General features: G+C 70.4%; 11 protein-coding genes. 5 read left to right on the forward strand and 6 right to left on the reverse strand.

Features of this window, described 5'->3' with window-relative positions:
* Positions 1-50: 50 nt before the first annotated feature.
* Both ASD90_RS10330 and ASD90_RS10335 read left to right on the forward strand, forming a co-directional pair.
* Positions 51-950 (forward strand): ABC transporter ATP-binding protein, encoded by a 900-nt coding sequence (locus ASD90_RS10330; RefSeq protein WP_056755487.1) that lies wholly within the window; start codon positions 51-53, stop codon positions 948-950.
* A complete protein-coding gene (locus ASD90_RS10335; RefSeq protein ID WP_056755491.1) occupies positions 947-1,804 on the forward strand; it encodes an ABC transporter permease in 858 nt (285 codons plus the stop codon). The genes ASD90_RS10330 and ASD90_RS10335 overlap by 4 nt, the downstream gene beginning before the upstream one ends.
* An 85-nt stretch (positions 1,805-1,889) precedes the next feature.
* On the opposite strand, the gene ASD90_RS10340 is transcribed toward ASD90_RS10335, so the two are convergent.
* A complete protein-coding gene (locus ASD90_RS10340; RefSeq protein ID WP_200958597.1) occupies positions 1,890-3,476 on the reverse strand; it encodes a catalase in 1,587 nt (528 codons plus the stop codon).
* A 66-nt stretch (positions 3,477-3,542) separates the two neighbouring features.
* Between ASD90_RS10340 and ASD90_RS23505 the strand changes: the two genes are divergently transcribed.
* From ASD90_RS23505 to ASD90_RS23510, 3 genes are all read left to right on the forward strand, one after another.
* Positions 3,543-4,076, forward strand: coding sequence for a hypothetical protein (locus ASD90_RS23505; protein ID WP_157623148.1), 534 nt, complete (start codon positions 3,543-3,545; stop codon positions 4,074-4,076).
* A 119-nt stretch (positions 4,077-4,195) separates the two neighbouring features.
* Positions 4,196-5,518 carry a serine--tRNA ligase gene (gene serS / locus ASD90_RS10355; protein ID WP_056755498.1) on the forward strand — a complete coding sequence of 441 codons (1,323 nt, stop codon included), beginning with the start codon at positions 4,196-4,198 and terminating at the stop codon, positions 5,516-5,518.
* Between the two features lie 246 nt (positions 5,519-5,764).
* Positions 5,765-8,278 carry a hypothetical protein gene (locus ASD90_RS23510; protein WP_157623149.1) on the forward strand — a complete coding sequence of 838 codons (2,514 nt, stop codon included), beginning with the start codon at positions 5,765-5,767 and terminating at the stop codon, positions 8,276-8,278.
* Between the two features lie 63 nt (positions 8,279-8,341).
* Here ASD90_RS23510 and ASD90_RS10365 read toward each other — a convergent pair whose 3' ends face one another.
* From ASD90_RS10365 to ASD90_RS10385, 5 genes are all read right to left on the reverse strand, one after another.
* Positions 8,342-9,385 carry a Gfo/Idh/MocA family protein gene (locus tag ASD90_RS10365; RefSeq protein WP_235506541.1) on the reverse strand — a complete coding sequence of 348 codons (1,044 nt, stop codon included), beginning with the start codon at positions 9,383-9,385 and terminating at the stop codon, positions 8,342-8,344.
* A 45-nt stretch (positions 9,386-9,430) separates the two neighbouring features.
* The gene (locus ASD90_RS10370) at positions 9,431-10,171 is read right to left on the reverse strand and encodes a GntR family transcriptional regulator (RefSeq protein ID WP_056755502.1); all 741 of its coding nucleotides are present in this window, start codon (positions 10,169-10,171) and stop codon (positions 9,431-9,433) included.
* Between the two features lie 66 nt (positions 10,172-10,237).
* Positions 10,238-10,651, reverse strand: coding sequence for a universal stress protein (locus ASD90_RS10375; RefSeq protein WP_056755505.1), 414 nt, complete (start codon positions 10,649-10,651; stop codon positions 10,238-10,240).
* A gap of 13 nt (positions 10,652-10,664) precedes the next feature.
* Positions 10,665-11,480 carry an ATP-binding cassette domain-containing protein gene (locus ASD90_RS10380; protein WP_020143647.1) on the reverse strand — a complete coding sequence of 272 codons (816 nt, stop codon included), beginning with the start codon at positions 11,478-11,480 and terminating at the stop codon, positions 10,665-10,667.
* A 1-nt stretch (position 11,481) separates the two neighbouring features.
* Positions 11,482-12,543 carry an ABC transporter permease gene (locus tag ASD90_RS10385; RefSeq protein WP_056755507.1) on the reverse strand — a complete coding sequence of 354 codons (1,062 nt, stop codon included), beginning with the start codon at positions 12,541-12,543 and terminating at the stop codon, positions 11,482-11,484.
* Between the last annotated feature and the right edge of the window lie 66 nt (positions 12,544-12,609).

A 12,609-nucleotide genomic window follows, 5' to 3' on the forward strand; every position in this document is an offset into this window, starting at 1 on the left:
AGGCTTGTGACGGATGTGCGACCCCCTCCTCGTTCGGGAGGGTGGAGCCCATGATCACAGTGGAACGACTCACCAAGCGCTACGGCCCGTTCACGGCCGTCGACGACGTCTCGTTCGACGTCAAGCCGGGCCTCGTCACCGGCTTCCTCGGCCCCAACGGTGCCGGCAAGACGACCGCGATGCGCGTCATGGCCGGCCTGACCCCTGCCACATCGGGGCGGGCCACGGTGCTCGGCAAGCCGTATGCCGCGCTGCCCAACCCGGGCCGCCACGTCGGCCTCCTGCTCGACGCCTCCGCCCAGCACGCCGGCCGCACCGGCCGTGAGGTGCTGACCCTCGGTGCGATCCTCATGGGCGTCGGCAAGGACCGCGTCGACGAGATGGTCGAGCTCGTGGGCCTCACCGAGAAGGAGGCGAACCGCCGGGTCCGCAACTACTCCCTCGGCATGCGCCAGCGCCTCGGCATCGCGCACGCCCTGCTCGGCGACCCCGAGGTGCTCATCCTCGACGAGCCGGCCAACGGTCTCGACCCCGCCGGCATCCGCTGGATGCGCGACCTGCTCCGCGGCTACGCCAACGAGGGCGGCACGGTGCTGCTCAGCTCGCACCTGCTCAACGAGATCGAGCGCGTCGCCGACGAGATCATCGTCATCGGCCACGGCAAGATCGTCGCCCAGGGCACCAAGGACGAGCTGCTCGCCGGTGCCGGCACCTACACCCGCTCCACCGACGACGACGCCCTCATGGCCGCGCTCGCCGAGGCCTCGATCGTCGCCCAGCGCACCCCGACGGGTGGCCTGCAGGTCGAGGCCGAGCCGATCGCCGTCGGCCGCGTCGCCGTCGCCCACCAGATCGTCCTGACCGAGCTGCGCGGCGCCGACAGCCGGGGTCTCGAGGAGATGTTCCTCGACCTCACGGCCGACGCCGCCCGAGAGGAGGTGGCGGCATGACCGCGACCACGAGCACGACCACGACGACGCCCACCGCGGCTCCCGTCTCCAAGAACGCCGAGTCGGCGCTGCCGACGCACGCCACGATCCCGAGCCGCATCGCCGGTCCGCGGCCGACGACCGGGGTCCCGTTCGGCCGCCTCGTCCACGTCGAGCTGCGCAAGATGCTCGACACCCGTGCCGGCCGCTGGCTCCTCATCGGCATCGGCGCGATCATCGCGGTCGCCCTGACGATCATGTTCTTCAACGAGGGCGGCCAGCACGCCTTCGGCGAGTACCTCCAGGCCACGACGATGCCCATGGCGCTCATCCTCCCGGTCGTCGGCATCCTCGCCGTGACGTCCGAGTGGAGCCAGCGCACAGGCCTCGTCACCTTCGGCCTCGAGCCGCGCCGCATCCGCATCGCCTGGGCCAAGCTCCTGTCGGCGCTCCTCGTCGGCGTGTGCGCCTTCGCGCTGTCGCTGGTGCTCGCCGCGCTCGCGCACCAGGCCGCGATCACCTTCCGCGGCATCACCGGCGACTGGTCGATGGACGCCCTCGTGCTCCTCGGCGCCGGCGGCTACGTGCTGCTCGGCATCGCCCAGGGCGTCGGCTTCGGCATGCTCTTCAAGAACACGCCGGCCGCCGTCGTCGTCTTCTTCGTCCTGCCGACCGCGTGGTCGATCCTCGGCTCGATGGTGTCGTGGCTCGGCGATGCCGCGACGTGGCTCGACATGAACCAGACGATGCAGCCGCTCTTCGAGGGATCGCTGACGAGCGCCCAGTGGGCCCACCTCGCCACCTCGGTCGCCGTCTGGGTCGTCGCGCCCCTCGCCGTCGGCATCTGGCGCCTGACCCGCGCCGAGGTGAAGTAGCACCTCACCACGAACAAGAGGTATGCCGTGTGCCTGACGGGGGCACACGGCATACCTCTGCCTGTAGCTGGGGTGAAACGCGCTGTCAGTGGGCGGCGTTCGTCTTCGTCTCGACGATCGGGTCGTCGACGACCTTGGCGTCGTCGGCGTCGCCGCCCGGGTTCGGGCCACCGAGCCCGGCCCGGACGAGCTCCTCGATCTGCTTGCCGGTCTCGGCGTCGACGCTCTTCCAGTAGTCGAAGGCGCGCTCGAGCACCGGTGACCTCACGCCGCCGAGGAGGTGGCCGGCCACCGTCTCGGTGAACGCCTCGCGCTGGGCGTCGTCCCACACATCGCGGACGAGCATGCCCGGCTGGCCGAAGTCGTCGTCGTCCTCGCGCAGCGTGTAGGCCTGACGCACCATGGCGCCGTCGGTCTCCCAGCCCTCCTCGACCTCGCCGACGTGGTCGGCGTAGCCGCGACCCTCGCTGTTCGGCGCGTAGACCGGTGCGTCGCCGTGGTGGTCGTAGGCCATCGGTCCGTCCTGCTGGTAGGTGTTGAGGTCGTCGACACGGGGCCGGTTGACCGGCAGCTGGAGGTAGTTCGGGCCGATCCGGTAGCGGTGGGTGTCGCCGTAGGCGAAGACGCGGCCGAGGAGCATCTTGTCGGGCGAGAAGCCGATGCCGGGCACGACCGCCGACGGCTCGAACGCCGCCTGCTCGATCTGCGCGAAGAAGTTGTCGGGGTTGCGGTTCAGGGTCATCGTGCCGACCGTGATGAGCGGGTAGTCGCCGTGCGGCCACACCTTCGTCAGGTCGAACGGGTTGAGGTGGTAGGTCTTCGCGTCTTCGTAGGGCATCGCCTGGATCGACAGCGTCCAGCTCGGGAAGTCGCCGGCCTCGATCGCGTCGTAGAGGTCGCGGCGGTGGTGGTCGGCGTCCTGCCCGGCGATGCGCTCCGCCTCGGCGCCGGTGAGTCCCTCCACGCCCTGGTTGCTGTGGAAGTGGTACTTGACCCAGTGCTTCTCGCCGGCCTCGTTGACCCAGAGGAAGGTGTGGCTGCCGTAGCCGTTCATGTGGCGGAACGTCCTCGGGATGCCGCGGTCACCCATGAGGTAGGTGACCTGGTGGGCCGACTCGGGGTTGAGGCTCCAGAAGTCCCACTGCATGTGGTTGTCGCGCAGGCCCGAGCCGCCGCGACGCTTCTGGCTGCGGATGAAGTGCGGGAACTTCATCGTGTCGCGGATGAAGAAGACCGGGGTGTTGTTGCCGACGAGGTCGTAGTTTCCCTCGGTCGTGTAGAACTTCAGCGCGAAGCCGCGCGGGTCGCGCCACGTGTCCGGGCTGCCCTGCTCGCCGGCGACCGTCGAGAAGCGCGCGAGCATCTCGGTCGTCACGCCCGGCTGGAAGAGGGCGGCCTTCGTGTAGGCCGACACGTCCTCGGTCGTCTCGAACGTGCCGAAGGCGCCGGAGCCCTTGGCGTGCACGTTGCGCTCCGGGATGCGCTCACGGTTGAAGTGCGCCATCTGGTTGAGGAAGTGGTGGTCGTGCAGCAGGATCGGGCCGTCCGGGCCGACCGTGAGCGAGTTGCGGTCGCTCGGCGCCGGCGCTCCGTTGTCGGTGTGCGACCCGAGTCGCGCCTCGTCGCTCGGTGCCGTCTCGATGGACTCGCGGGACTTCGTGCTCTCACTCATGTCTGCTCCTTCGACGTCTGTACAGGGGCCATACCCAGTCGGCACCGGCGGTCCTAGAGTCGGGACATGAGGCTGCGCCGTGTCGTCGAGGCAGCGCCGGTGCTGCTCGGGGTGGCCTCGGTGGTGTTGGCGGCCGGGTGCACGACCGGCGGAGTGGCACGCGGGTCGCCGACGGGTGAGGTCTCGGTGGGGCGCACGACGCCCGAGGTGTCGTTGACGCCGGTCGACCCCGGGCCGCCGCCCGTGGTGACGGTGCCGCCGCCGGTGTCGGGCGAGGTGGCGCGGGTCGTCGTGACGAAGCAGGGCTCGGGCAAGGCGTTCCGCAACGTGCCCGGCGAGCCGGTGGCCGAGGGCCGCACCTACACGGTCGAGGTGGCGTGTGCCGCCGGTCGGGCGACGGAAGGGTCGAGCTATGCGGTCTACGACGCCGCGCCCGGCACGTGGGGCCACGGTGAGCCGCTGTACTCCCGGCCGTTCGTCTGCGACGGCGCGGTCCAGCGCACCGTGCACCTCGGCCTGCCGGCCGGACGGGTCCAGATCGACGTCCGCGGCCTCCCCGCGGACGCCGTGACGGCATACGCCCTCATCCGCCCCGAGTAGTCGAGCCATCGCCCCGCCCACTCGAGCTGGGGGAGGGTGGGGGACCGCGGGGCTGCGGGTGGGGGTGCCCACGGGATCTCGGTCGTGGGGCCGCGTGGCGCGCGGATAGGCTGGCCCGCGTGATCGACATCAAGCTCGTGCGCGACGAACCCGACCGGGTCCGCGCCTCGCAACAGGCCCGTGGAGAGGACCCGGGGATCGTGGACGCGATCCTCGCCGCCGACGAGCGTCGTCGATCGTCCCTCGGTGACTTCGAGAAGCTCCGCGCCGAGCAGAAGACCGTCAGCAAGTCGGTGGGCGCTGCCATGGGCGCCTTCCAGAAGGCGAAGAAGTCGGGCGCCGCCGACGCCGACCACCTCGAGAAGGTGGCGCACGAGGCGCGGGCGCACGCCGGCACGCTGAGCGAGCAGGTCAAGTCGCTCGAGAGTGACGCCGACGAGGCCGGGGCCGAGCTCGAGCGCCTGCTCCGCCGGGTCGGCAACGTCATCATCGACGGTGTCCCCGTCGGCGGCGAGGACGACTACGTCGTGCTCGAGACCGTCGGTGCGCCCAGGGACTTCGCGGCCGAGGGCTTCGAGCCGCTCGACCACCTGGCGCTCGGCGAGAAGCTCGGCGCCATCGACATGGAGCGCGGCGCCAAGGTCGGCGGCGCTCGTTTCTACTACCTCACCGGCGTCGGTGCGCTCCTCGAGCTGGCGCTGCTCAACATGGCGATGGCGCAGGCGACCGCGGCCGGCTTCACGCCGATGATCACGCCGACGCTCGCGCGCCCCGAGGTCATGGTCGGCGCCGGCTTCATGGATGCGCACGCCGAGGAGGTCTACCGCCTCGAGGCCGACGACCTCTACCTCACCGGCACCTCGGAGGTCGCCCTCGCCGGCTACCACTCCGACGAGATCATCGACCTGACGAACGGCCCGAAGAGGTATGCCGGGTGGTCGGCCTGCTACCGCCGCGAGGCCGGGTCGCACGGCAAGGACACCCGCGGCATCATCCGCGTGCACCAGTTCCACAAGGTCGAGATGTTCAGCTACTGCCGTCCCGAGGACGCCGAGGCCGAGCACCAGCGCCTGCTCGCCTGGGAGCGCGAGATGCTCGCCAAGATCGAGGTGCCCTACCGCATCATCGACACGGCGGCCGGTGACCTCGGTGGCCCCGCGGCGCGCAAGTTCGACTGCGAGGCCTGGGTCCCGACGCAGGGCAAGTACCGCGAGCTGACGTCGACGTCGAACTGCACGACGTTCCAGGCGCGCCGGCTGAACACGCGTGAGCGCGACCCGAACGGCTCGGGCACCCGCGCCGTCGCAACCCTCAACGGCACCCTCGGCACGACGCGCTGGCTCGTCGCGATCCTCGAGAACCACCAGCAGCCCGACGGCTCGGTCCGCGTCCCCGAGGCCCTGCGCCCCTTCCTCGGACTCGAGGTCCTCCGGCCCGTGTGAGGTGATCCGCTGCGACCTTTCGCACGCAGATCACCTCAAACCGGGGCTCTGTTGCGCGTGGCCGTGGCATCTACGCAGGTCAACGGGGTTGTTCGGCGTTGTGCTGTGAGCTGTCTGAGGCCGTGCTAGCGTTCGCCCGGCTGTCGGCTGCAGGTGATGACCAAGCACCCGCCGACCAGCCACCCAACCACCTTCGGCGCCGGCCGCTCCGGGCTGCCCACGCGCCATGACCACAGGGGACTGCCCGTGTCATCAAAGCCTGCCCTGCGACCGCCGGCGGGGGTGTCACGTCCCGCCGCGGGGCGGCGACAGTCCTCCGTCGTCGTCGCCCTCCTCGTCGCTCTCGTCGCCTCACTCTTCGGTGCCAGCCCGGCGCTCGCGGACGAGCTGCCGCCAGTGGTCCCGGCCGCGACCGTCTCCATCTCCGGTGACGCCAGTGTCGGTCAGACCGTCACGGCCGAGCCGGGGACCTGGGGCCCCGACGGCGTGACCCTCGCCTACACCTGGTTCGCGGACGATGTGCCCGTCGACGGGCAGACGGAGCCGGAGCTCGCGCTCGCGCCCGACCTGCTCGGCAGGGCGCTCACGGTCCGCGTCACCGGCTCGGCCGACGGCTACGCGCCGGCCAGCAAGGACTCGGACCCGGTCACGGTTGCTGCCGGCACGCTCGGCAGCACGCCGGTCCCGACCGTCACCGGAGTGGCCCAGGTGGGCAGTCCGCTGGTGGCCGAGACCGGCACCTGGGACCAGGGTGTCACCGTCAGCTATCAGTGGCTCGCAGACGCCTCGCCGATCCCGGACGCGACCGCGTCCAGGTTCACGCCGCACGCCGCGCACCGTGGATCGACGATCACGGTCGAGGTGACCGGCGCGCTGACCGGCTACGCGTCCGTGACGAAGAGCAGCACCCCGACGTCCGCCGTCGCGCTCGGAGACCTGGTCGAGGGTGTTCCGACGATCACGGGGACGGCCCGCGTCGGCCAGACCCTTGTCGGGCAGACGGGCACGTGGTCTCCGGTCCCCGGCTTCACCTACCAGTGGTTCGTCGATGGCAAGCCGATCTCGGACGCGACCGGGACGACCTTCGTGCCCCAGTCCGCGCACCAGGGCAAGGCCGTGACGTTCGAGGTCACCGGGACGCTGGCAGGCTACGAATCGCGTGGTGCGACCACCGCGCCGGTCGTCATCGGCGCCGGCGCCTACAGCTCCACCCCGGTTCCCACCATCAGCGGAACCGCTCGTGTGGGCACCACGCTGACAGCGGCCACGGGCGCCTGGGCCCCGACCCCGGCCTTCTCGTACCAGTGGTACGCCGATGGCGTGGCCGTCACCGGGGCGACGAACTCGTGGTTCACGCCACAGGCAGCGCATCGGGGCAAGCGCCTCTCGGTCAGCGTCACGAGCACCCTCTCGGGCTACCCGACGACCGCCCGGACCTCGGCGCAGACGGCTGCGGTCGCGTACGGCGTCTTCACTGCGGCTCCCACCCCCACCATCAGCGGCACGGCGCGGGTCGGGGTGACGCTCAAGGCGGTTCCCGGCGCCTGGTCCCCGGGAGCCACCCTGAGCTACCAGTGGCGAGCCGACGGCGCGGCGGTCACCGGCGCAACGAACTCGTGGTTCACGGTGCAGGCCGCCCAGCGCGCCAAGCGCATCACCGTGACCGTCACGGCCCGACGTGACGGGTTCACGACCGCGACACGCACCTCTGCGGCAACTGCGACGGTGGCGTACGGCGTCTTCACGACGGCCCCGACTCCGCGCATCACGGGGTACCCGCAGATCGGCTGGACCCTCACGGCCACCGCGGGCACCTGGGCACCCTGGGCATCGCTCAGCTACCAGTGGAAGGCCAACGGGGTCGTCATCAAGGGCGCCACGGCCAGCACGTACAAGCCGGTCTCCGCCGACTTCGCCAAGCGGATCACGGTCACCGTGACGGCCAAGCGTCCTGGCTACACCAACGGCGTGCGCACGAGCGCAGCGACGATCCCGGTCACCAAGCCGTTCACGACGATCGCCACCCCGACGATCTCCGGCACCACCCGTGTCTTCTCCACCCTCACCGCCAAGCCCGGCTACTGGTACCCGGCGCCGTCGTTCGGCTATCAGTGGAAGCGCAACGGAGCGATCATCACCGGCGCGACGAGCAGCACCTACCGCATGGTCGAGGCCGACTACGGCAAGCGCGTCACGGTCACCATCACGGCTCGACGCACGGGCTACACGCCGGTGACGAGGACCAGTGCCGCCTCGGCGACGATCCTCGGGCCGGCGGCGACGCTCAGTGGCGATGGCATGTACCGCGTCGGCGTCTCGCTCGGGGCCGGCACCTACGTCGCGCCCGGCGGCGACGGCTGCTACTGGGAGCGGCGCAGCTATGCGGGCTCTGACCTCGACGGCATCATCGCCAACGACCTGTCGTTCGGTGGACGGCGCATCGTGACGATCAGCTCCAGCGACGCGTACTTCGTGACCGAGGACTGCGGTTCGTGGACTCGGCTGGCCAAGCTCGGCACACCGTCCACGAGCTTCGGTCAGGGGGCACAGCGCGTGAACATCCACATCCAGCCGGGCCTCTACAAGGCTCCTGGTGGCGACGGCTGCTACTGGGCCACGCTGTCCGGTTTCGGCGGGACGCTGGACGAGATCATCGACAACGACATCTCGTTCGGCGGCGCGCAGTACGTCCAGATCGAGTCTGGCTTCGTCGGGTTCGACAGCGCCGACTGCGGTACGTGGGTGCGTCTGTCGAGCTGAGCCACAGCAGCTCACCTCCCGGGTTTGAGGTATGCGCGCCGCGGAAACGTGCGCGCGCATACCTCAAACCGTCGCGTAGGTGACGCCGAGCTGGCGGGTGACCTCGTCGAGCGCGGCCATGTTGGCTCGGACCGACGTCGCCGGGTGGAGGGGAGACTCGAGCAGACCCTCGCCGATGCAGCGGGCCACCTCGAGTGCCGAGTGGAAGAGGGCGCCGTGGCCGATCGGCTCGGGATCGGTCCACGTCACCGAGCCTGAGCCGTCGGCGGCCGTCACGACGACGTCGCCGGGCATGAAGAACGGCCCGGGCAGGGTCAGCGTGGCCGCCGTGCCGGCGATGGTCGCCGACGTGGGCGTACGCGTGAGCAGCGTCGAGTGCAGCACGCTCGTCGCGTCGCCGGCGTGGGTCAAGAGCATCGCGGCCTGGCCGTTGACGCCGGACGCTGTCATCTCGCCGGTGGCCAGGACCCGACGGGCCGGCCCGAGGACCCACGTCGCCAGCGTCGTGACGTAGGTGCCGAGGTCGAGCAGCGAGCCACCCGCCATCGCCGGGTCGAGGATGCGGTGCGGCGGGTCGAAGTGCTCGCCGTGGTCGGCGATCACGGTGCGCACGTCGCCCAGCAGGCCGGCGTCGAGCACCTGCCGCACGACGTCGAAGCGCGGCAGGAAGAGCGACCACATCGCCTCCATGCAGAAGACGCCAGCGCGGACAGCCGCGTCCGAGATCTCTTGCGCTTCAACGGCATCCAGGCCCAGCGGCTTCTCGACGAGCACGTGCTTGCCCGCGTCGACCGCGAGCAGGGCGCCCGCGCGGTGCAGGTGGTGCGGTGTCGCGACGTAGACGACGTCGACGTCCGGGTCGGCGACGAGCGCCTCGGCCGAGCCGTGACCTCGACCGATCCCCGCCGCGGCCGCGAACGCGTCGGCCGAGGTCTGCGACCGGGATCCGACGGCCACGACCCGCTGCGTCGTCGAGGCCTGCAGTGACGCGACGAAACGCAACGCGATCCAGCCGGTGCCGAGCACCCCCCAGCGCAGGCTCGGCACGCTCTCGGGCAACGGCCGGCGCGGCTCCGGGAGGGCGGCGGGCAGCGAAGGGGACGACACGGCATACCTTCTCGGTGGTCAGGCGCCGCCGGAGCGACAGCGCGGTCAGCGCTCGTCGAGCATGACCTCGATGGAGTAGTCCTGGGCGCGGTAGCAGTGGTCGCCGTACTCGACCGGGCCGCCGACGGCGTCGAACGCGGTGCGCGACATCGTCAGGACCGGCTGGGAGGGCGTCAGGCCCAGGTGCTTGCGCTCGGCCGTCGAGGGCTGTCGGGCGCCGATGCGCTGGTGGGCGACGACCGGCTTGCCGCCGCGCGCGCGGAGCAGGGCGTAGAGCCCGTCGCGCTCGAGGTCCTCGCGGCTGATGTCGGAGTAGGCCGGCGGCAGCCAGTTGCGCAGGATCGCGAGCGGCCGGTCGCCGTCGAGCCGGAGCCGGACGAGGCGCAGCAACGGCGTCTCGGCCGGTAGGCCCAGCGCCGTCGCCGCGACCTCGTCGGTCGTGATCTCGTGCGTCAGCACCTCGGTGCGAGGGTCCCCCGAGCCCTCGCGCCGCAGGTCGTCGTACAGGCTCGTCAGCTCGGCCCGCCGGTGGATCTGGCGGCCCGCGACCGTCGTGCCGAGACCACGCCGCCGGAGCAGGAGGCCCTGCCCGACGAGCTCCTGGATCGCCCGCCGCACCGTCGGCCGCGAGAGGCCGAGCCGGTCGGCCATGGCGACCTCGTTCTCGAACGGGTCACCCGGCTGGAGCTCACCGTTCGCGATCGCCGCGCTCAGCTGCTCGGCCAGCTGGTGGTAGAGCGGGACCGGCGTCTCGCGGTCGATGCGGACGTCAACGGGCTTGGGCATGGCCGCAGACTAACGAGACGGAACGGTCATGCCGCGATGTGTTCATGTCAGCACACCCTCGTGTCATCACCTCGGACTCTTGACGACGAGGATCGGCACGTCCGCGTCGAGGATGATGTTCTGGGCCACGCTGCCGAGGAAGGCCTTGCCCATGGGCGAGCGCCGCCGGGCCCCGATGACGAGCAGGTCGGGACCGAGCTCGCGCACGGTGGCGAGGATCGCCTCCGACACGTCCGCGATGTCCTGGCCGCCGGGGACGAGGCGCACGTCCCACTGGAGGTCGGGCAGGCACGCGGCCTCGAGGGCGTTCTCGACGGCATCGGAGATGCCGGCCTTGTTGGCCTCCGCGATGTCGTTGTCGAGCGACTCGACGACGTGGATGACGAGGAGGTGGGTCCCGCGGTATGCCGCCTCGCGGGCTCCCTCCTGGAGCGCGAGCGCGCTCGAGCTGCGGGTGTGGTGGGCGACGGCGACGCTCATGACGCCACCCCGCTCACTTCTGCAGCTCGTGCGAGAGCTCGGTGAGCTCGTCGCCGCCGGCCATCTGGCGGGTCAGCTCGTCGAGACCGACGTCGGCGCGCTTCTTGTCGAGCACGGCCTGGCCGAGCTTGAGGATGACGAAGTGGTTGCCGACGAGGTACGCGTGGTGCGGGTTGTGGGTGATGAAGACGACGCCGAGGCCGGCGTCGCGGGCCGCAGCCGTGTACTTCAGCACGACGCCGGACTGCTTGACGCCGAGGGCCGCGGTCGGCTCGTCGAGGATGAGCACGCGGGCGCCGAAGTAGACGGCCCGGGCGATCGCGACGCACTGGCGCTGGCCGCCCGAGAGGGTGCCGATCGGCTGGTTGATGTCCTTGACGACGACGCCCATCTTGCGCAGCTCCTCGTCGGCGATGCGCTTCATGTCGGCGATCCGCAGGGTGGCGAACGGTCCTCGACCGCTCGTCAGCTCGGAGCCGAGGAAGAAGTTGCGCCACACCTCCATGAGCGAGACGACGGCGAGGTCCTGGTAGACCGTCGCGATGCCGTGGTCGAGGGACTCGCGCGGCGAGGAGAAGCTGACCTCCTTGCCGTCGACCTTCATCGTGCCCTCGTTGTGCGGGTGGAGGCCGGCCATGATCTTGATCAGGGTCGACTTGCCGGCGCCGTTGTCGCCGAGGACGCACGTCACCTCGCCGGCACGCACCGTGAGGTTGATGCCCTTGAGGGCGCGGATGGCGCCGTAGGTCTTGCCGACGTCCTTCATCTCGATGAGCGGCTCACCCGAGTGGAGCTCCGGGTCCGCGTGCTCGGACAGGGTGTCAGTCATGTCAGCCCACCTTTCGGGCGGTCGAGAGCTTCTTGACGTAGAGGTTGACCATCACGGCGAGCAGGAGCATGACGCCGAGGAAGGCGCGGAACCAGTTGGGGTCCCAGCCGGCGTAGACGATGCAGAGGCTCGTCATGCCGAAGATGAACGCGCCGATGGCGACGCCGATGGCGTTGCCGTAGCCGCCGGTGAGCAGCGTGCCGCCCACGACCGCGGCGATGATGTAGAGGAACTCGTTGCCGATGCCGTTGCCGGCCTGGAGCGTGTCGAACTTGTAGAGCGTGTGCATGCCGACGAACCAGCCGAGGAACGACACGCTCATGAACAGGCCGATCTTGACGGCCTTGACCGGGACGCCCACGGCACGGGCGGAGTCGGCGTTGCCGCCGACGGCGTAGATCCAGTTCCCGATCTTGGTGCGCTGGAGGATGAAGGCCGACAGGGCGACGAAGAGGAACCACCAGAGGACGGTGATCTCGACGGTGACGCTGCCGATCTTGAAGCTCGAGGCGAAGATCGCGTCGAGGATCTTGTAGCCGTCCATCTGGTTGATGTTGGGCGTCGAGACCGAGCCGGTGACGAGCTTCGTGACCCCGAGGTTGGCGCCCTGCAGCACGAAGAACGTGCCCAGGGTGATGAGGAAGCTCGGTATGCCGGTCCTCACCACCAGGTAGCCGTTGAGGAAGCCGATGGCGAGGCAGAAGACGAGCGAGAGCACGGCGCCGACGATGAGGTTGATGCCGAGCTGGTAGCAGAACATCGCGTTGACGAGCCCCGCCGTGGTGACGATGACGCCGGCGGAGAGGTCGAACTCGCCGCCGATCATGAGCATTCCCACGGCGACCGCGACGATGCCGATGGTGGAGGACTGGTAGAGCACGGTGAAGAACGACGCGGGTGACCGGAAGGCCGGGGCGACGATGAGGAAGAAGACGAAGATGACGATCGCCGCGACGAGCGCCCCGACCTCGGGGCGGGCGAGCAGGCGGTTCGACCAGCCGAGCGTGACCCGGTTCGACGCCTCGGCTGGCGCCGAGGGTGGAGTCTTGGTGGTTTGACTCATGGACCTCTCCGATCCGTTTTGACGTGCGAGGAGTGAAGTGCGAGAAGGCGGCCGGCCCCTGGTTGC

The organism is Terrabacter sp. Root181 (assembly GCF_001428505.1).
Classification (GTDB): domain Bacteria; phylum Actinomycetota; class Actinomycetes; order Actinomycetales; family Dermatophilaceae; genus Terrabacter.

Excerpts from the sequence above, each read along its gene's own strand:
- ASD90_RS10330 (WP_056755487.1), top strand. The coding sequence starts at position 51 with ATGATCACAGTGGAACGACTCACCAAGCGCTACGGCCCGTTCACGGCC.
- ASD90_RS10335 (WP_056755491.1), top strand. The coding sequence starts at position 947 with ATGACCGCGACCACGAGCACGACCACGACGACGCCCACCGCGGCTCCC.
- ASD90_RS10340 (WP_200958597.1), bottom strand. The coding sequence starts at position 3,476 with ATGAGTGAGAGCACGAAGTCCCGCGAGTCCATCGAGACGGCACCGAGC.
- ASD90_RS23505 (WP_157623148.1), top strand. The coding sequence starts at position 3,543 with ATGAGGCTGCGCCGTGTCGTCGAGGCAGCGCCGGTGCTGCTCGGGGTG.
- ASD90_RS10370 (WP_056755502.1), bottom strand. The coding sequence starts at position 10,171 with ATGCCCAAGCCCGTTGACGTCCGCATCGACCGCGAGACGCCGGTCCCG.
- ASD90_RS10375 (WP_056755505.1), bottom strand. The coding sequence starts at position 10,651 with ATGAGCGTCGCCGTCGCCCACCACACCCGCAGCTCGAGCGCGCTCGCG.
- ASD90_RS10380 (WP_020143647.1), bottom strand. The coding sequence starts at position 11,480 with ATGACTGACACCCTGTCCGAGCACGCGGACCCGGAGCTCCACTCGGGT.
- ASD90_RS10385 (WP_056755507.1), bottom strand. The coding sequence starts at position 12,543 with ATGAGTCAAACCACCAAGACTCCACCCTCGGCGCCAGCCGAGGCGTCG.